Below are 17,407 nucleotides of genomic sequence, written 5' to 3'. Positions count from 1 at the left end.
TTTTCATTTTTACAGTAGATTCGTTTAAGAATTCTTAAGTTTGCTTCGATTTTTCCACAGCAAAGTGACGGAAAAGAGGACCACCAGCCCTTCGGTGACGGGAAAAGTGAGCCAGACTCCGGTGAGGTCCCACAGTTTGGAGAGCAAAAAGGCTATGGGTACGATAAGTACAAGTCCCCGGGACAGGGAGATCATATGGGCCGGCATAGCACGCTGGGTGGCGGCAAAATAGGTGGCGGCCACCGTGTTGATGCCCACAAAAGCCAGGGCGATAAAATAGAGCCGCAGCCCAAAGGAGGCCATTTGCTGCAAAAGAGCATTCCCTTCGCTGTTGAACACCGCGGTAAGAGGCTGGGCGCCCAAGGTGAGCACCGCTTCCATCAGCATGGCAGCTGCAAGGGACCAAACAAGCCCCAGGAAAAGAACATGACGCAGGTTTTCCTTGTCCTGCGCGCCATAGGCCCGGCTGAGGATGGGCTGCATTCCCTGGGAAAGGCCGGTAAGCACAGCCACCGCCACCAGGGACAGATTGGCCACCACTCCGTAGGCCGCCACCGCCACATCCCCCTGGAGAGACAGAAGGATGGTGTTGAACACGGCAATGACTACACCGGAGGAGATTTCAGGAACCAGGGAAGGAATGCCCAGCAAAACCATTTGCAAAAGCGGGGCCCGCTTCCCTTCCTGCCAGCAAAAGCGGAAGCCGCTCTTTTTGCTCAGCCAGTGGGGAGACAGAATGGCGATGCCGATCAAAGGGGCCGCGCCGGTGGCCAAAGCGGCGCCGAACATCCCCAGGCCGCAGGGGAAAATGAAGATGTAATCCAAAACAATGTTGGACAGGCTCCCGCCCAGCATGGCGGCCATAGCCCGGCGGGGATCGCCGTCATTGCGCACAAAACAGGTAAAGACATCGTTGAGCATAAAGGCCGGGGCAAAGACCATGAGCACCCGGAGATAGGAGCTGCTCATTTCCAGCACTTTCCCCTGGGCGCCCAAAGCCTGGGCCAAGGGCCGGGCAAACATGAGGCCGGTGAGGGAAAAAAGCACCCCCAGGAAAAGGGCTAGGCACAATGCCTGGGTAAAAGCGCCGTCGCCGCTTTGCCGGTCTCCCTGTCCACGGCCAATGGAATAACGGATGCCGCCGCCCATGCCCAGCATCAGCCCCAGACCGTGGATCAGGCTGTAAACCGGCAACGCCAGGTTGAGGGCGGCCAGTCCCTGGGCCCCGGTGGCCCGGGAAATGAAGAAGGTGTCCGCCAGGATATAACAGGAGATCCCCAGCATCCCCAGCATATTCAGGCTGGCATACCGGGCAAACTCCTTCCCTGCACTGTGTTTGTCCATAGATTTCCCTCCATCGTTTGCAAAAAAAGGACGCCAGAGCTTTCCATCTTCAACGGCCTACGATGGAAAGCCTGGCGTCCATAGCCCCCATCCGGCGATGGAGGCCTGCCTTTTGTTTCATTGTGTTTGAGTATACAAAAAGGGAGAAATTTTGTCAACACCCGGCTTAATCGTATTCCACCCGCTTGCCCAGCAGAATAAAGTAACCCACCGTGCAGCAGGAAGAAATAAACATCATGGCGGCAAAGGCCGGGCTGTAGGAGCCGAAATAGTCGTAGACCGAACCGATCATCACCGGTGTGAATACGCCGGCCAGATTGTTGCAGGCGGTGACCAGGCCCAGAATGGCGCTGTAATTTTTCCGGCCGTAGATGCTCTGCACGATGATGGGATTGGCCACCGAGCCGAAGGCGTTGCCCAGGGAGAAGCCCACCACAATGGCGGCGATCATCACAGGGAAGCGGCAGAAAAAGGCGCCCGTCACTCCCAGCACAGTGCAGCAGTTGGCCAGGAGGGTGGCCCGGCGGGCTCCCAATTTGTCATAGAGCCAGCCCAGGAACATCTTGCCGCAGGCCAGGCCGCCCAGCATGACGGCGGAGATATTGGCGGCGGTTTGCAGGCTGTATCCTTCGTCCGACAGGTGCGGGGTTACATTCTGGTTGAGAGCGCACAGGCTGATATTGCCCAAAGCGGTGACCAGGCACAATGCCCAGAAGCGGCCGGTGTGCACCACTTCCTGTACCGTCATGCCCCGGTCATCAAAGGAAGCGGCATTGCCGCTCTCCTTCTCCTGGCCATAGGGCAAAAGTCCCAGGTCGGAGGGGCGGGTGCGCACCACCAGCCAGCACACCGGCACCAGGATGCAGAAGGCGATGATGCCCAGCACCCGATAGGTCTGACGCCAGCCCACTGTGGTGATCAGCTGGCCGGCCAGGGCGTTGAAAAGCATTCCGCCGATGCCGCTGCCCATAAAGGCCACCCCGATGGCAAAGCCCCGTCTTTCCCGGAACCAGTTGCCGATGAGGATGGAAAGGGGCATGGCGGCAATGCCGCCCATGGCGAAGCCCAGCACCACCGACAAAGCGTAATACATGGGCAGAGACTGGACAAAGGAATAGGAAAAATAACTCACCGCCAGGGCGATGGAGCTGATGCGCATGATGTTGCGCACATCAAAGCGGACAAAGATCTTTCCGCCAAACAGAGCCACGATCATCTGACAGGCCGACAGAATGGTCATATTGCCCCCCATGGCTCCCCGGGAAAAGCCCATATCGTCGCACACCGGCTTGATGTAAAGCCCCGAGCAGTTGTTGACGATGCCGATGGAACAGAACATCACCAGAAATCCGGCGGCCACGATGTACCAGCCGTAAAAGATACGGCCTTTTTTCATCCCCATTTCCTTCATCCCTTCTCAGAAATCTTTTACATTCATTATATACCTTTCCCACATGGACGCATAGCGGAGAAGGGAAAAATCGTCTTTTTCCACAGTTTCTCCCTTCTTTGGAGTGAAGTGTAAGTGGGCACTTTTACCGGCTTTTCGGGAAATTTACAAAACCTGCCCTTTCTCCAGGGGATTTCTATGATACAATAACCCTGGATGCCCCGATCTTCGGGGCCAAAGGAGGTTTTTACTTGAAACTCACATTTGAAGAGATCCGTGAAAATAAAGAAGTGCAGACCTATCTCCAGATGGGGAATGACGCCTTGGGCGTCATCGGCTTTACCGAACACGGTTTTGCCCATGCCGGCATCTGTGCCGCCACCGCCGCCCAGATCCTGGAGCAGATGGGCTATGATGAGCACACCATCACCCTGGCCCGCATCGCCGGGTATCTCCACGACATCGGCAACTGCGTCAACCGGGCTTCCCATGCCCAGACCGGCGCCATTATGGCCTTTCAGATCCTCAATCGTCTGGAGATGGACCCTGCGGACATCGCCCAGGTGATCTGCGCCATCGGCAATCACGATGAGGGTACCGGCACCGCCGTCACTCCGGTGTCTGCCGCTTTGATCCTGGCGGACAAAAGCGATGTGCGCCGCTCCCGGGTGCGGGCCGTGCGTACCGTGGCCACCGACATTCATGACCGGGTCAACTATGCGGTGTACACATCCGGTCTTTCCATCAGCCCCGACCGAAAGACCATTACCCTGTCTTTGAAAATCGACACCGGTATCAGTGCAGTGATGGATTATTTTGAAATTTTCCTCACCCGGATGCTCATGTGCCGCAAGGCCGCCGAATTTCTGAGGCTTCAGTTCCAGCTGCAAATCAACGATACCCAGCTGCTTTGATAAATACAAATAGAGAAACGGGAGAAAGATATGACAAAGCATATATTTGATGATGCCCCCCTGCAAGGGGGACTTTTAGCCCATGTGCAGGAGTGCCGCCCTCAGGGAAAAGAATTCTGCCTGATTCTGGATCAGACTATCTTCTTCCCCCGGGGAGGCGGACAAAAATGCGATGAAGGCACCATCGGGGGCATTCCGGTGCTGGATGTGTACGAAGAAGAGGGAGAAATCTGCCACATTCTCCCAAAGGCCCCGGAGGGAGATGAGGTGCTTTGCCGCATCGATCTGGGCACCCGTCTGTCCCATATGCAGCACCACACCGCCCAGCATCTGATCTCGGCCGCCGCCTGGCAGCTGTTCCAGAATCTCACCATCATCGCCCGCATGGAGGACCCTTGGGGCCACATCGAGTTTCAGCGGCCTATGGAGGATGAGGAGCTTCTGGCCCTGTTGCGCCGGGTGGAAGAAGTCGTAAAGGCCGATCTGCCCATCTTCTGCCGGTACTATACCCCGGAGCAGGCCGCCCAGATGGATGTGCGGGGCAAGATCACCCCCCATGAGCGCATCCGCTTGGTGGAGGTGGAGGGCTTTGACCGAAATGCCTGTGGCGGCACCCACTGTCCCTCCACCGGCCTTGTGGGGCCGGTGCGGTTTGTGGGCAGCAAAATGGTGCGGGGAGCCTACCGGCTCTATTTTGCCGCAGGACAGCGGGCCCATGATTTTGCCCTAGAGCAGGATCTGCGCACCCTTCGCCTGGGAAAATACACCGAGGAAGAAAGCCCGGAGGATTGCGAAAAGCACATCGCCGACGCTCTGCACCGTCTGCCTGTGCTGGAAGAAAGCGTCCAGAAGCTGCGGCGGCAGCTTCTGGAGCAGACGGCGGAAAATCTGTTCCGCAAGGCATCGGAGCAGGAAGCATTCCCGGCGGTACTCCAGCTGCTGGAGGGCTGGGATAAAAAGGACGGCAAGGCGCTGTGCGACGATCTGATTCACCGGGGTGTCCGTTTTGTGGCTTTGGGCTTTGCAGAGGGTGAGAGCCTGGGGGTTATCGCCGCCCAGAAAAAGAGCAAAAAGATGATGCCGCTGGGCCGGGCCCTGAAGGAATTTTTCCCGGCCCATGAGGGAAAAGGCGGCGGCAGCGATGCTCTGGGCCAGGGCACCGTTCCCCTCTCCGCCTGGGATGATTTTGCCGCGTTGTGCGCCCCCTTCCTCCGGGGAGAAGGGGCAGAATAAGGGCCCTTTCCAGGGAGAAAGCATTGCAGAAACTGCGGCAATGGGGTATGATTGTTTCATCCCCATAGGAAAGGAGGAAAACCCTATGAAGTGTTCCTCCCGAAGAAATGCGGCGCAGTGCCATGGCTGCGGTGCGGGCGGTAAGGTCTGAGCGTGATAAGGAGTTTCAGAGGCGGCAGGAGAACATCACCGGCCCCAAATCCCTGAAACGGGGTATCCATATGCACCAGATCCGCACGAAGCCGGCCTATGCGGAGCAGATGGTCAATCAGTTCATCCGGGAAATGAGCCGGGCCTGGCCCACTTTCCGTATCCTTCAGACCAATACCCAAATGACATTCAGCGCCATGTATGTATACATCACCTACCAGATTTAAAAATACCCACCATGCGAGGACACTATGGACATCATCGGATATGATTTTGACAACACCGTTTACCGGGGCGACAGCAGCACCCACTTTACCTTCTGGTGTCTGGGGCATTTCCCCAAAACCTGGCTGCATCTGCCGGCCATTGTTTTCTGGGGCACTTTGTTCGGTCTGCGGATCTGCACCAAGACCCGGTTCAAATCCCATCTTTTCGGCTATCTCCGCCATGTGAAGGATGTGGACAAGGCGGTGGCCGATTTCTGGAAGGGCCACCGGAAAAACCTGAAAGGCTGGTACCTGAAAAAGGACCACAGCCGGGATGTGATCATCTCGGCCTCGCCGGAGTTCCTCCTGGCGCCGGTCTTTGAGACCCTGCCGGTACAGAAACTGATGGGCACCCCCATGGACAAGCACACCGGCGTCATTCACGGGGAAAACTGCTGGGGGCCGGAGAAAGTGCGGCGTCTGCGGGAATATGCCCCGGATTTTCATATGCTGGAGTTTTACTCCGATTCCCGGTCGGATACGCCTCTGGCCCAGGTGTCGGACAAGGCCTTTTTGGTCAAGGGAGACGAGATCCTCCCCTGGTAAGCATATTACTTTTATTCAGTGAGAAAGAGGTGGCAGAAAACCATGTATGATCGGATTATCCGCGGCGGCCAAGTGATCGACGGCACAGGCAACCCGCCTTTCCGGGCCGATGTGGCGGTGAAGGACGGAAAGATCGCCTTTGTAGGCCTTCTTCCCCCGGAGGGCCAGGCCGAAGAGGTGCTGGACGCCCAGGGCCATTATGTGACCCCCGGCTTTATTGACGCCCATTCCCATGCCGATGTGACGGTGTTCGGCAACCCGGAAAGCCACAACAAGGCGGGCCAGGGCATTACTACCGATATCAGCGGCCATTGCGGCACATCCAATGCCCCCAAGGACCCGGCCAGCCTGCGGCATGAGGAGGAAAAGCTGGGACGGCCCGTTGGTTCCATGAACTATCTTTCCAGCTATGGAAAGACCATTGCCCAGATGGAAAGCATGAAACTGGGAGTGAATATGGCCCAGTATGTGGGCCATGGTTCCATTCGCGCCATCGTCTGCCAGGGGGAAAATCAGAACCGGCCTTTGACAAAGAAAGAGCTGGACCACATGGAGGGCCTGCTGAAAGAGGCCATGGAGGAAGGGGCCATGGGCGTCAGCTTCGGTCTGATCTATCCCCCGGGAAGCTATGCCGATCTGGATGAGCTGGTGGCAGCGGCCAAGGTAGCCGCCCGGTATGACCGGTCCTTCAGCGTTCATATGCGCTCGGAGTCCCTGCGCCTGGTGGAGTCGGTAGAGGATATGATCGAAGTGGCCCGCAGAGCGGACTGCCGGGCTCTTCTTTCCCATCACAAGGCCAAAGGCCGGGTGAACTGGGATAAGACCACCCTCACCCTGCCTCTCATCGAGCGGGCCAACCGGGAAGGGCTGGAAGTGGAGCTGGATCAGTATCCCTATACCGCCAGCGCCACCTACCTGGGGGTCTATATCCCTCAGAAGTTCCAGGCCCAGGGCCGGGCCCACACCCTGGAGCTGCTGCGGGACAAAAAGGCCCGTCAGGAGATCCGGAAGGCCATGGAGCAGGTCAACCCTCTGGAAGAAAGCAATTTCCAGAATGCTGGTTTTGCCGGGACCCTGATCTCCCGCAGCCCCAACCATCCCGAGGTGGAAGGGCTGACAGTGGCGGAACTGGCGGAAAAATGGGGCAAAGATCCCTTCGACGCTGCCTTTGACCTGCTGCTGGAGGACAATTTCGACACCGACGGCATCTATTTCATGATGAGCGAAAAAGATGTGATCCGGGTGCTGCAATACCGCCGCACCATGGTGGGCACCGATGGCGGCGGGGTCATGCCGGGACAGATCACCCATCCCCGTATCGTGGGCAGCTTCCCCCAGATCCTGGGCCGGTATGTGCGGGACCTGGGCGTGCTGGAAGTGGAAGAAGCCATCCGGCGCATGACTTCCCTGCCTGCTCAGTTTTTCCGCCTGAAAAACAAGGGCCTGCTGCGGGAGGGTTTTGACGCCGATCTGGTGGTCTTTGATCCTCTCACCATCGGATGCCCCAGCGATTATCATACCACCGTGCCCAACCAGGGAATAAAAGCGGTGTATCTCGCAGGGAAGAAAGTGGTAGAAGACAATATTTACAATGGAACCTGTGCCGGTCAGGTCATCCGGGCCGGACGGTAACAGATCAGGCAAAGAGGGTGCTTTCTTTGGAAAAGCACCCTCTGAGCGTGTCGAAAAAGTGGCTTAGGCCACTTTTTCGAGTTTTTGCAAGGGGCTGGCGGAGTGTCTCCGCTCCCATACTGCGCTCCCGCGCTGGGCAGGTCCGATGCAGAAAGGCAAAGAAAGTATGGCCGTCCGGCCACCGGACCAGCGGGGCGCCCCGCCCTTGAGAAGTGCAAAAAGCCACGCACAGGTCGCGGCTTTTTGCGGATTTATAGGGGTAGGGCGGACGACCCTTTTCGTTATATAGGTTTTTCGACAGTCTGAGAGGGTGCTTTCTTTGGAAAAGCACCCTCTTTTCAATGCATGGAAAAATTTCTTCTATTGGCGGAAGAACCCGGAGAGAATACCAGCCCCGAGACTCAGCTCTCCAGAGGAGAAAGGAGCACATAGCCTTCCCGCTCGCCCAGGCGGAAGGACAGCCGCTTTTCGCCCCGGGGGCCTCGACCGCCGCAGGGGGCCAGCTGGAATCCCCGCAGCCCCAGCATTCCCTCCAAGCTCTGGCGGCATTGGTCGATAAAGGGCTCCAGACCGAACAGGGCGATCTGCTCCCGGCTTTCCCGGGAAAGCACCAAAGGCACCTCCAACCGTTCCCCTTTGTTCCAGCTCTTCAGGCTGTCTGCAAACTTGACATTGACTGTTTCAGCGTTCATTTTCTTTTCCTCACTTTCCGGTCATGTGCAAAGGGGAAACAAAAAAGCCTTCGGCCCGTATGAAACGGGACGAAGGCTTTGCTTTCGTTCTACCACCCATTACAACATACCAACATATGCGCCCCGGATAACGGCGGGAAACCGGCATCACTTACTAAGGGAACACCCCGTTCAGCCTGCGACTCCAGAGGGATCTTCCGCTATGGATTACTCGCACCGGGCTCCCACTGTCCCCGGTTCGCTGGGCCTTTCCTACCAAAGCGTACTGTCTCTGTCAAAGTCTTTCCTTGTTTGATTGTGGGTTTACTGTACCACGCCATTCTCTCTTTGTCAAGAGAGAAAAAGCGGTATCACCGGTCTTTTTTTCCGAACAACCGGTTCATGGCGCTGTCAATGCGCGCTTTTCGGGCCAGGGTGTCCTGCGTGTCCCGGTGAAAATGGGTTCCATCCCACCGGAGGGTATCTCCTGGCTGGGCATCAGGCGACAGGGCGGAAGCGGGCACATCCCAGGTGCGCCCCTGTCCTTCCAGCACGGCCACATCCCCCTCTAACCGGTCCAGCACATAGCTATCGGGCGGTAGACACATGAAGCTCGCCCTCCTTTACCGTAAAGACGATGGAGCCTTTTTCATCGGTGCGCAGCACCTGGCAGTTTTCGTCCAGCCGCTCCAGCATGGCGGGAGAAGGATGGCCGTAGCTGTTGCCCGCCCCCACGCTGATGACCACATATTCCGGCTGGGCCTTTTGCAAAAAGGCCTCTGTGCTGGAGGTGTCGCTGCCATGGTGTCCGGCTTTGAGCACTGTCACCGGCTGCACCTGGGAAAGGAATCCTTCCTCGGCATCTTTTCCTGCGTCACCGGTGAGCAGGAAGGAATATTCCCCATAGGTCACCTGGAGCACCAGGGAAATTTCGTTGGGATCGGAGGCATCAAAGCCCTCGGTGGGCCACAAAAGTTTCAGCTGGGCATCTCCCAGAGTGAAAGTGTCTCCGGCTACGCCGTAGGCCGTCTGGCACCCGGCCTGTTCCACGCTGGAAAGCATGTTTTCAAAGGTCCGGGTGTAGCTGACCATTTCCGGCATGATAAAATTCTCGCAGCCGAAGGTATCCACTACCGCCGCCATGCTGCCGATGTGGTCGGCATGGGGATGGGTGGCAAAAATGTACTTGGGTTTGCCGATGTTCTGGCTTTGGAGATAGGAAAGAAGATCTTCTTCACATTGGGGCGTACCCGCATCCACAATAGCAGTTTCCCCATCGCAGGAGAGCAAAATGGCGTCTCCCTGGCCTACATCGATGAAATGCACCGCCAGCTCTCCATCGGGGGTCTGGGGTGTGGAGGAAGGCAGAAACTGCATCCCTCCGTAAAAAATCCCGGCGGCCACAAGGCAGGCCAGACTCCACATGGCGCGGCGAAGTTTGTGTTTGACTAGTTTTCTCATAGTTTTTTCAAAAGGTTCTCATAGAAGATCACACCGGCGGTATAGCTGCGGCAGGACAAATGCTCGTCGGGGCCGTGGACGGCGCTCAGCGTGGCATCACTTACCGCCAGAGGGATAAACCGGATGATGTGATCGGAAAATTCCTGATAATGCTTGGTATCGGTGCCGGCAGGCATGATGGTGGGGATGCAGGGCAGGCGGCCAAAGGTCTCCTCCACCGCACCCTTTACCAGCTGATAGCCCGCTCCGGCCGTATCGGTGATGGCGGAGGGGTCCTGACAGGAAACCATTTCGATGGTCACCGGCAGGTCATCCAGCAAAGAACGCAGGTATTCCAGCAGTTTTTCCCCAGTGTCCCCCTGGAGGATGCGTGCATTGAGCAGAGCGGAAGCCGTCTCCGGCAGCACATTGGGTGCGCTGCCACCCTCCAGACAGGTGGCGGCAAAGGTGGAATGGAACAAAGCCGAAAGCTGCAGATTGTGCCGGGTGCCCCGGAAGAGCAGCGGACGGGTAAAGGGGAGATTGGCCACCATGGCCCGCTGCAAACTCCCCATGGCCGGGGCGGAGAACAGCAGGCATTGCTGCATCACCGGCAGCAGCCGCTTGTGGAGGGGGGCTGCTTCGATGCGGCAGATGGCCTCGGACAAATACCCCGCCGCCGTGTGCTGGGGCGGCATGGCAGCGTGACCGGCCTTTTGCCGGGCGGTGAGCCGGAAAGTGGCCTGGCCCTTTTCCGCCACACCCAGAAGAGCGGCAGGGAAATTTTCTTTCCCCAGGTGAGCGGTGCTGATGGGAGTGCCCTCGTCCAGGATCAGATCAAAGTGCAGTCCACGCATCTTCAGCTGCTTGGCGATCTGAGCAGCTCCCTCTTTGCCGCCGGTCTCCTCGTCGCAGCCAAAGGCCAGATACACATCCCGGCCTGGAGCAAACCCATCCTGCAAAAGCTCTTCCACCGCCTGGAGAATGCCGCAAAGGGTGCCTTTGCAGTCCAGAGCGCCCCGGCCGTAGACGGTTTCTTCCTTGATTTCTCCTTCAAAGGGAGGATGGGTCCAGTTCTGGCCCTCTGTGGGCACCACATCCATGTGGGCGCACAGCAGCACCGGCCCCTTTTTTCCTTTTTCCGGGCAGCGCCACTGAAACAGAAGCCCATCCCCCGGGCAGTCCAGCAGCCGCAGCCGGGAAAAAACCAGAGGGAAGCTTTCTTTCAGCCAGCTCCGGAACTGGGATATGGCTTCTTTGTCCCCGGTGACGGTGGGGAAGCTCACCGCCTGGGAGAGCTTGCGGCACCATTCCTCATTTTGTTTTTTGGAAGGTTCCGGAAGATTGAGCTGGGCCTCGGTGTGGCGTACCCGCCGCCCCAGACGGATGCTGCGCCACAGGAACAGCCCCACAGCGGCCAGCACCAGCAGAAGGAGAGCGCCGTTGACCCACAGGCCGTAGCGGTCGGTAAAGTTGCCGGAAAAAATTTGAAAGGAAGCCCACAGGTCATTAAGGAAGGTCATAGATATCACTCCGGTCTAAGGATTGGAGGAGCTGCTGGGTTTTCTTGGTGTCCCTTGCGATCTGCTCCACCAAAAGGGTGGCGTTTTCGAATTTCTGCTCTTCCCGCAGATAGGCCCAGAACCATACCCGCACCCGGCGGCCGTAAAGGTCACCCTGAAAGCCGGTGAGGTGGGTTTCCATGGTGGGAGATCCCTGGGCCCGGAAGGTGGGACGCATCCCCACATTGGTGAGAGAGGGCCAGGTTTCGCCCCCTTCCATTTGGGTCAGGGTGGCATAGACGCCCACCCGGGGCCATAGAGCCCCCTCCGGCGGGGTCAGGTTGATGGTGGGAATCCCCAGACGGTGGCCCCGTCCGTCGCCGTGGACGATCTCCCCGGCCAGGGAAAAGGGCCGACCCAGACAGCGGAATGCTTCCTGAGCATCCCCTTCCCGCAGAAGGGTGCGGATCAAAGTGGAGCTGACCGTTTTGCCCTTTTCTAGCACTGGCGATGCCACCCGGCAAAAAAGCCCCAGTTTCTGGCACAGTTCCAGGAGCAAAGAGGCGTTTCCCGCCGCTTTGGCGCCAAAATGGAAGTTGTCCCCGCAGCACAGGCCGCCGCAGCGGTAATCCTCTGTCAGCATCCGGAGAAATTCCTCCGGGCTTTGGGCAGAAAAATGGGCATCAAAGGGGATCATGACGATCTCCTCCATGCCGTAGTGGGCGAACAGGGCCCTCCGCTCCTCCGGCGTGGTGAGAAGAGGCGGCGCGCTGCCGCCCACCACGCTCTGGGGGTGGTTTTCATAGGTAAAGACCCCCGGGCGCATCCCCGTTTCTCGGGCCAGTTGCCGGGCGGTCTCCAAAATGGCCTGGTGGCCTTTATGCACCCCGTCAAAAAAGCCCAGGGCATAGATCACTTTCTCTTGGCGGGACATACCGTTTCCTCATTCCCCAAAGATTTTATGGCAGAAGATGGCGGGTGGCCCCATGTCCAGCAGACCACCTTTGCCGGTCATCAGAAACTCCCCTTCCGGCGTATACACCCGGCACAGGGAATCCACCGGGGGGATCGCCCCGGAGAGCAGATGCTTCTGAGCGGCGTGGGCGCCGTTGCGGGCTCGCTTGGCCCCTTCTTCGGTAAGGGTAACCGCGGGCAGGGAGGCAAAGAGCCTGTCCACCGGCAGGATGTGCTGCTGCAATGTACCCTCTTTGACCAGCTGCTCCACTTCCCCCAAAGTCAGAGCGTCTTCCAGAGAGAAATCTCCGGCCTGCACCCGGGTCAGGGCGCTCATGGCGCCACCGCAGCCCAGACGCTGGCCCAGGTCGTGGCACAGAGTGCGGATATAGGTGCCCTTGGAGCAGCGCACCCGCAGTTTCCCCCGGGGCGGGTCAAAGGACAAAAGCTCCAGCAGAGGCAGGGCGATGAACCGGCTCTCCCGCTCCACTTCCTTGCCCTTGCGGGCCAGGTCGTAAAGGCGCACCCCGTCCTTTTGAATGGCGGAGTACATGGGAGGCACCTGATCATATCCACCTTCAAAGGAAGAGAGGGCCTGCCGCAGCTGCCTTTCTGTCACATCCACCGGCGCTTCTGCCAAAACATTGCCGGTGGTGTCCTGGGTATCGGTCTCAACTCCTAGTATAAAATCAGCGATATATTCCTTTTCGGCGCCGGAAGCATATTCACTGGCCCGGGTGGCCTTGCCCAGCAGCATCACCAGCAGACCCTGGGCCATAGGGTCCAGGGTGCCGGCGTGACCGATGCGGCGGAAGCGCAGGATGCCCCGCAGCTTGGCCACCGCATCATGGGAAGTGAAACCCGGTTCTTTGTTCAAAAGCAGGATGCCATTATACATAACCCAGTTCCTCCTGGGCGGCTTTCACCAGCCGGGAAAGGCAGTCCTCCCCCTCCCCTTCCAGGGTGCAGCCAGCCGCACGGGCATGACCGCCGCCGCCGAAACGGGCGCACAGACGGGAGGCATCCACCGGCGCATCGGTGCGCACCGAGCCTTTGAAGCGGCCCGGGCCTACCTGACTGAGCAGGATGGAGCAGCACACACCTTCGATCTGCCGGGGCAGGGCCGACAGGTTGTCCAGCTCATCCTTGGTGGCATCCAGCCGGTCCAGAGCTTCCTTGGTCAGGCATACTGCGGCAATCTTCCCTTGGGCCGACAGCTGGATGTTCTGGAACACATGGTTTTCCACCTGGATGCGCTTCCAGCTTTTTGTCTCAAAAAGCTGCCGGTTCAGGCGGGAGAAATCCGCCCCGTTTTCCATGCACAAAGCGGCGATCCGATGGGTCTGGGGTGTAGTGTTGGAATAGCAGAAACAGCCGGTATCGGTGGAGATGGCGGTGTAAACAGCATCGCAGAAAGCGGGCGCAGGAGAATACCCCAGCGTTTCCCCCAGCAGCCAGATCAGCTCTCCGGTGGCCGCACAGCTGGCGTCCAACAGGGTGTTTTTGGCGTAGCCTGTGTTGGAGGGGTGGTGGTCGATGCACAGATCCACCCGATCCCCAAAGGGTGCGGCGTTTTTGCACAAAAGCTCCCGGGTGGCCACATCGGTGGCCACCACGGCCCCGGGCACAAAGCCCTCGGGAGCCAGCAGATCGCCGCACAAAAAGTCCAGCCGGGGCGTCAGGTCCTCATTGGGCAGAAGGAAAGCCTGCTTTCCCAGTCCCCGCAGCAGACGGCACAGGGCACTGCCGGAGCCGATGGCATCCCCATCGGGGCGGCCATGGGTGAGGATGAGGAAGTCATCCCCTTGCCGGAGAAAATCGGCGGCTTCATTCAGCGTCAGCGTCGTCATGGTGTTCCTCCTGAAGCTCGGGCAGCTGATGGAGCAGCTGGTTGATGTGGGCGCCCTCCTGGATGGAGTCGTCCAGAACAAACACCAGCTCCGGGGTATAGCGCAGGCTCAGGCTGTGGGCCAGCTCCCGCCGCAGATAGCCCGAGCAGGATTTCAGGCCCTTTTTCAGTTCTTTCATATCAAACTGGCCTAGGGTGCTGAGATAGACCTTGCACCAGCGCAGGTCATTGGTCACTTCGCACCGGACGATGCTGAGCAGTCCGCCGCCCAGACGGGGATCTTTGACGGTGGGCAGCAGCCGGGCCAGTTCCCGCATCACTTCTTCGTTGATACGGCCGATTCGGTTGGAAGGCATAAAAAAGCCCCCTTTCCTGTAATAATGAAAATTTCCGGGGAAAAGTCCCCTCTTTCCAGTATCCCCGCGGGATAGAATTATCCCGCGGGGATCGGTGAAAAACGGTGTTTTTTTACCGCTTGATCTCTTCCATCACGAAGGCCTCGATCACATCGCCTTCCTTGATGTCGTTGTATTTTTCAAAGCTCATGCCGCATTCATAGCCGGAAGACACTTCCTTGGCGTCGTCCTTAAAGCGGCGGAGGGTGGACAGCACGCCTTCGTGGATGACGATGTTGTCCCGCACGATACGAACCTGGGCGGCCCGCTGCACCTTGCCGTCGGTGACATAGCAGCCGGCGATGGTGCCCACGCCGGAGACCTTGAAGGTCTGGCGCACTTCGGCGTGGCCGATGACCATTTCCTGGAATTTGGGAGCCAGCATGCCCTTCATGGCCGACTCGATCTCCTCCAGGCAGTCATAGATGATCCGGTAGGTGCGGATTTCTACATCCTGCCGGGCGGCGCTGTCGGCGGCGGCCGGCTCAGGACGCACATTGAAGCCCACGATGATGGCGCCGGAGGCGGCGGCCAGCATCACATCGGATTCGTTGATGCCGCCTACGCCGGAATGGATGACCTGCACCCGTACTTCCTCGTTGGACAGCTTGCGCAGGGATGCAGTGACCGCTTCGGCGCTGCCCTGCACATCGGCCTTGACGATGATGTTGAAGTCCTTGACTTCGCCCTCTTTGATGTGGCTGAACAGGTTTTCCAGGGTGATCTTTTCCTGCATCTTGGCCTTTTCGTCTTTTTCCTCGGTTTTCCGCTGTTCGGCCAGCTCACGGGCCATGCGCTCGTCCTCTACGGCGTAGAACAGGTCACCGGCATCCGGCACTTCGGAAAGGCCGATGATCTCCACCGGCATGGAAGGACCGGCACTGTCCAGTTTGCGGCCACGGTCGTCGGTCATGGCGCGCACACGGCCCACGGTCTTGCCGGCGATGACGATATCGCCGGTGTGCAGGGTACCGTTCTGGATGAGGATGGTGGCCACAGGGCCGCGGCCCCGGTCCAGCTTGGCTTCGATGACGGTGCCCTTGGCCCGGCGGTCCGGGTTGGCCTTCAGCTCCAGGATGTCGGCGGTGAGCAGCACCATCTCCAGCAGGTTCTCAATGCCGATATTCTGCTTGGCCGAGATGTTGCACACAATGGTATCGCCGCCCCACTCTTCGGGAACCAGCTCATACTCGGTGAGCTGCTGGAGCACACGGTCGGGGTTGGCGCCTTCTTTATCGATCTTGTTCACCGCCACGATGATGGGCACACCGGCGGCTTTGGCGTGGTTGATGGCTTCCACTGTCTGGGGCATGATGCCGTCGTCAGCGGCCACCACCAGGATGGCCACATCGGTGACCTGAGCGCCACGGGCCCGCATGGAGGTAAAGGCGGCGTGGCCGGGAGTATCCAGGAAGGTGATCAGACGGTCGTCCAGCTGCACCTGATAGGCGCCGATGTGCTGGGTGATGCCGCCGGCTTCCCCTTCGGTGACATGGGCATGACGGATGGCGTCCAGCAGGGAGGTTTTGCCGTGATCAACATGGCCCATCACCACAACCACAGGAGGTCTGGGCTGCAGGTTCTTTTCGTCATCGGTGCTGTCGTCGATGAGTTTTTCCTCGATGGTGACGATGACTTCGTGCTCCACCTTGGCGCCGAATTCCTCGGCCACAAGGCTGGCAGTGTCAAAGTCCACGCTCTGGGACACATTGGCCATGACGCCCAGCTTCATCAGCTGCTTGATCACATCGGCAGCGGTCTTTTTCAGCCGTACAGCCAGCTCACCCACATTGATCTCATCGGGGATGAGCACTTTCAGCTGCACTTTCTTGGCCTTTTCCTGCATCTGCAGGCGGCGCAGGCGCTCCTGCTCCTCCTGGCGCTTCTTGTTGCTCACAAAGCCCCGGCGGTCGGCCTGGCGCTTGATCTTCTGCTTGCCCTGGGGGGTGTTGTTGATCTTCTGGGCCCGCTCGGGAACCAGCTGATCCATCCGCTCATCGTATTTGGAAAGGTCCACCGAGTTGCCACGGGTGTCCACACGGGTGGTGCGGGGGCCTTTGGCGGAGGAAGCGGGCTGCTGCTCGATGACAACTTTTCCCTGCTCCTTGGGAGCCTCGGCGGCCTTCTGGGTCTTGGGCTGCTCCTTCTGCTGCTTTTCCAGGATGCGCTTTTCCGATTCCTGGCGCCGCTTCTGGGCGGCTTCGGCGGCGGGAGCAAAGACCTGATCCAGGCTCTCTACCTGGTTCTTCTGGGTCAGATATTCAAAGATCACATCCAGCTCCGGCTCCTTCAGGGCCTGGGCATTGCTTTTGGGCGCCTGAAGATAATCGCCCAGAATCTCGGCGATCTCCTTGTTGGGGCGGCCAAAATCCTTGGCCACATCACTTACCCGGTATTTTATCATCATAGGTTATATTCCCCCTTTGCGTCTGTGAGAACCGGCGCCTTTGCCCTGGGCCCGGTCGATCTTCTTCTGTTTCCGTTTTTTCTCCCGGGCCAGGCGCTCTGAGAGGGCCTGGGCGGTCTCTTCCATCTGGCATTTGCGGCACAGGGACAGGGCGAAACCGGTGTCGGTGACGGCGAAAGCCGCACATTCCCGCATCCCCAGCGCGCCGCCCAGTTCCTCTTTGGAACAGGGGAGAGTGATGTGGGGCACCTGGTATTGTTTCGCCACGGCCTGGGCCTGGCCCATGGTGTTGTCTCCGGCGTTCTGGGCCAGCACCATCAGCCGTGCCTTATGGGTGCGGGCGGCATCATAGGCGTTTTCGCCGCCGATGGCCAGGCTGCCCGCCTTTTTCATCAGGCCGATAAAGGCCAAAAGATTATTCTCCATCCTGGGCCCCTTCCTCCATCAGCTGCTGCCGCAGAGTGTCATAGACCTCATCGGGGATCTGGCAATCCAGCGCCCGGGCCAGCGCCCGGCTCTTGATGGCCTTTTCCAGACAGGAGACGCTTTTGCACAGATAGGCGCCCCGGCCGGGGGCCTTGCCCTTGGGGTCATAGACGATATCCCCCTGGGGCGTGCGGGTGATCCGGGCCAGTTGGGGTTTTTCCTTTTGCTGACGGCAGGCCACGCATTGGCGCACCGGGATCTTTTTTGGCATGATACCCTCCTCCTGTC

18 protein-coding genes are annotated in these 17,407 nt (G+C 58.8%); 5 read left to right on the top strand and 13 right to left on the bottom strand.

Features of this window, described 5'->3' with window-relative positions:
* Window positions 1-24: 24 nt before the first annotated feature.
* A complete protein-coding gene (locus KQI26_RS00970; RefSeq protein ID WP_216502773.1) occupies window positions 25-1,344 on the bottom strand; it encodes an MATE family efflux transporter in 1,320 nt (439 codons plus the stop codon).
* Window positions 1,345-1,510: 166 nt separating this feature from the next.
* Window positions 1,511-2,740 carry an MFS transporter gene (locus KQI26_RS00965; RefSeq protein WP_216502772.1) on the bottom strand — a complete coding sequence of 410 codons (1,230 nt, stop codon included), beginning with the start codon at window positions 2,738-2,740 and terminating at the stop codon, window positions 1,511-1,513.
* Between the two features lie 245 nt (window positions 2,741-2,985).
* On the opposite strand from KQI26_RS00965, the gene KQI26_RS00960 reads away from it, so the two are divergent.
* The 5 genes from KQI26_RS00960 (at window position 2,986) to KQI26_RS00940 (ending at window position 7,475) form a co-directional block, all read left to right on the top strand.
* Window positions 2,986-3,648 carry an HD domain-containing protein gene (locus KQI26_RS00960; RefSeq protein WP_216502771.1) on the top strand — a complete coding sequence of 221 codons (663 nt, stop codon included), beginning with the start codon at window positions 2,986-2,988 and terminating at the stop codon, window positions 3,646-3,648.
* A 30-nt stretch (window positions 3,649-3,678) separates the two neighbouring features.
* Window positions 3,679-4,881: a hypothetical protein gene (locus KQI26_RS00955; RefSeq protein WP_216502770.1), complete on the top strand. Its 1,203-nt coding sequence runs from the start codon at window positions 3,679-3,681 to the stop codon at window positions 4,879-4,881.
* 122 nt (window positions 4,882-5,003) lie between these two features.
* Complete coding sequence (locus KQI26_RS00950) at window positions 5,004-5,258, top strand: hypothetical protein (protein ID WP_216502769.1); 255 nt, start codon at window positions 5,004-5,006, stop codon at window positions 5,256-5,258.
* 24 nt (window positions 5,259-5,282) lie between these two features.
* The gene (locus KQI26_RS00945) at window positions 5,283-5,843 is read left to right on the top strand and encodes a haloacid dehalogenase-like hydrolase (RefSeq protein WP_118746461.1); all 561 of its coding nucleotides are present in this window, start codon (window positions 5,283-5,285) and stop codon (window positions 5,841-5,843) included.
* 42 nt (window positions 5,844-5,885) lie between these two features.
* Complete coding sequence (locus tag KQI26_RS00940; protein ID WP_216502768.1) at window positions 5,886-7,475, top strand: amidohydrolase family protein; 1,590 nt, start codon at window positions 5,886-5,888, stop codon at window positions 7,473-7,475.
* A gap of 401 nt (window positions 7,476-7,876) precedes the next feature.
* Here KQI26_RS00940 and KQI26_RS00935 read toward each other — a convergent pair whose 3' ends face one another.
* The 11 genes from KQI26_RS00935 to rnpM form a co-directional block, all read right to left on the bottom strand.
* Window positions 7,877-8,167 (bottom strand): hypothetical protein, encoded by a 291-nt coding sequence (locus KQI26_RS00935; RefSeq protein ID WP_216502767.1) that lies wholly within the window; start codon window positions 8,165-8,167, stop codon window positions 7,877-7,879.
* A 350-nt stretch (window positions 8,168-8,517) separates the two neighbouring features.
* Window positions 8,518-8,754: a DUF3006 domain-containing protein gene (locus tag KQI26_RS00930; RefSeq protein ID WP_216502766.1), complete on the bottom strand. Its 237-nt coding sequence runs from the start codon at window positions 8,752-8,754 to the stop codon at window positions 8,518-8,520.
* A complete protein-coding gene (locus KQI26_RS00925) occupies window positions 8,735-9,607 on the bottom strand; it encodes a ComEC/Rec2 family competence protein (RefSeq protein WP_216502765.1) in 873 nt (290 codons plus the stop codon). The genes KQI26_RS00930 and KQI26_RS00925 overlap by 20 nt, the downstream gene beginning before the upstream one ends.
* Window positions 9,604-11,109 carry a M20/M25/M40 family metallo-hydrolase gene (locus KQI26_RS00920; RefSeq protein ID WP_216502764.1) on the bottom strand — a complete coding sequence of 502 codons (1,506 nt, stop codon included), beginning with the start codon at window positions 11,107-11,109 and terminating at the stop codon, window positions 9,604-9,606. Before KQI26_RS00920 ends, KQI26_RS00925 begins: the two co-directional genes overlap by 4 nt.
* Window positions 11,096-12,022, bottom strand: coding sequence for a riboflavin biosynthesis protein RibF (ribF, locus tag KQI26_RS00915; RefSeq protein WP_216502763.1), 927 nt, complete (start codon window positions 12,020-12,022; stop codon window positions 11,096-11,098). The genes KQI26_RS00920 and ribF overlap by 14 nt, the downstream gene beginning before the upstream one ends.
* 9 nt (window positions 12,023-12,031) lie before the next feature.
* Window positions 12,032-12,940 carry a tRNA pseudouridine(55) synthase TruB gene (gene truB / locus KQI26_RS00910; RefSeq protein WP_216502762.1) on the bottom strand — a complete coding sequence of 303 codons (909 nt, stop codon included), beginning with the start codon at window positions 12,938-12,940 and terminating at the stop codon, window positions 12,032-12,034.
* Window positions 12,933-13,892, bottom strand: coding sequence for a bifunctional oligoribonuclease/PAP phosphatase NrnA (locus KQI26_RS00905; RefSeq protein WP_216502761.1), 960 nt, complete (start codon window positions 13,890-13,892; stop codon window positions 12,933-12,935). The genes truB and KQI26_RS00905 overlap by 8 nt, the downstream gene beginning before the upstream one ends.
* Entirely contained in the window at window positions 13,870-14,247 is a 378-nt protein-coding gene (gene rbfA / locus KQI26_RS00900; protein ID WP_118425429.1) for a 30S ribosome-binding factor RbfA, read from the bottom strand. The genes KQI26_RS00905 and rbfA overlap by 23 nt, the downstream gene beginning before the upstream one ends.
* A 112-nt stretch (window positions 14,248-14,359) precedes the next feature.
* The gene (gene infB, locus KQI26_RS00895; RefSeq protein WP_216502760.1) at window positions 14,360-16,693 is read right to left on the bottom strand and encodes a translation initiation factor IF-2; all 2,334 of its coding nucleotides are present in this window, start codon (window positions 16,691-16,693) and stop codon (window positions 14,360-14,362) included.
* A 3-nt stretch (window positions 16,694-16,696) separates the two neighbouring features.
* Complete coding sequence (locus KQI26_RS00890; RefSeq protein ID WP_118746471.1) at window positions 16,697-17,119, bottom strand: ribosomal L7Ae/L30e/S12e/Gadd45 family protein; 423 nt, start codon at window positions 17,117-17,119, stop codon at window positions 16,697-16,699.
* Window positions 17,109-17,390, bottom strand: coding sequence for an RNase P modulator RnpM (gene rnpM, locus KQI26_RS00885; protein WP_118746472.1), 282 nt, complete (start codon window positions 17,388-17,390; stop codon window positions 17,109-17,111). Before rnpM ends, KQI26_RS00890 begins: the two co-directional genes overlap by 11 nt.
* Between the last annotated feature and the right edge of the window lie 17 nt (window positions 17,391-17,407).

This window comes from Intestinimonas sp. MSJ-38, from assembly GCF_018917925.1.
In the GTDB taxonomy this organism is placed as follows: domain Bacteria; phylum Bacillota; class Clostridia; order Oscillospirales; family Butyricicoccaceae; genus Pseudobutyricicoccus.
Note: the sequence above shows the minus strand (reverse complement) of the source record. Positions and strands in the feature narration are given on the sequence as shown.

Excerpts from the sequence above, each read along its gene's own strand:
- KQI26_RS00970 (WP_216502773.1), bottom strand. The coding sequence starts at position 1,344 with ATGGACAAACACAGTGCAGGGAAGGAGTTTGCCCGGTATGCCAGCCTG.
- KQI26_RS00965 (WP_216502772.1), bottom strand. The coding sequence starts at position 2,740 with ATGAAAAAAGGCCGTATCTTTTACGGCTGGTACATCGTGGCCGCCGGA.
- KQI26_RS00955 (WP_216502770.1), top strand. The coding sequence starts at position 3,679 with ATGACAAAGCATATATTTGATGATGCCCCCCTGCAAGGGGGACTTTTA.
- KQI26_RS00950 (WP_216502769.1), top strand. The coding sequence starts at position 5,004 with ATGGCTGCGGTGCGGGCGGTAAGGTCTGAGCGTGATAAGGAGTTTCAG.
- KQI26_RS00945 (WP_118746461.1), top strand. The coding sequence starts at position 5,283 with ATGGACATCATCGGATATGATTTTGACAACACCGTTTACCGGGGCGAC.
- KQI26_RS00940 (WP_216502768.1), top strand. The coding sequence starts at position 5,886 with ATGTATGATCGGATTATCCGCGGCGGCCAAGTGATCGACGGCACAGGC.
- KQI26_RS00935 (WP_216502767.1), bottom strand. The coding sequence starts at position 8,167 with ATGAACGCTGAAACAGTCAATGTCAAGTTTGCAGACAGCCTGAAGAGC.
- KQI26_RS00930 (WP_216502766.1), bottom strand. The coding sequence starts at position 8,754 with ATGTGTCTACCGCCCGATAGCTATGTGCTGGACCGGTTAGAGGGGGAT.
- KQI26_RS00925 (WP_216502765.1), bottom strand. The coding sequence starts at position 9,607 with ATGAGAAAACTAGTCAAACACAAACTTCGCCGCGCCATGTGGAGTCTG.
- KQI26_RS00920 (WP_216502764.1), bottom strand. The coding sequence starts at position 11,109 with ATGACCTTCCTTAATGACCTGTGGGCTTCCTTTCAAATTTTTTCCGGC.
- ribF (WP_216502763.1), bottom strand. The coding sequence starts at position 12,022 with ATGTCCCGCCAAGAGAAAGTGATCTATGCCCTGGGCTTTTTTGACGGG.
- truB (WP_216502762.1), bottom strand. The coding sequence starts at position 12,940 with ATGTATAATGGCATCCTGCTTTTGAACAAAGAACCGGGTTTCACTTCC.
- KQI26_RS00905 (WP_216502761.1), bottom strand. The coding sequence starts at position 13,892 with ATGACGACGCTGACGCTGAATGAAGCCGCCGATTTTCTCCGGCAAGGG.
- rbfA (WP_118425429.1), bottom strand. The coding sequence starts at position 14,247 with ATGCCTTCCAACCGAATCGGCCGTATCAACGAAGAAGTGATGCGGGAA.
- infB (WP_216502760.1), bottom strand. The coding sequence starts at position 16,693 with ATGATGATAAAATACCGGGTAAGTGATGTGGCCAAGGATTTTGGCCGC.
- KQI26_RS00890 (WP_118746471.1), bottom strand. The coding sequence starts at position 17,119 with ATGGAGAATAATCTTTTGGCCTTTATCGGCCTGATGAAAAAGGCGGGC.
- rnpM (WP_118746472.1), bottom strand. The coding sequence starts at position 17,390 with ATGCCAAAAAAGATCCCGGTGCGCCAATGCGTGGCCTGCCGTCAGCAA.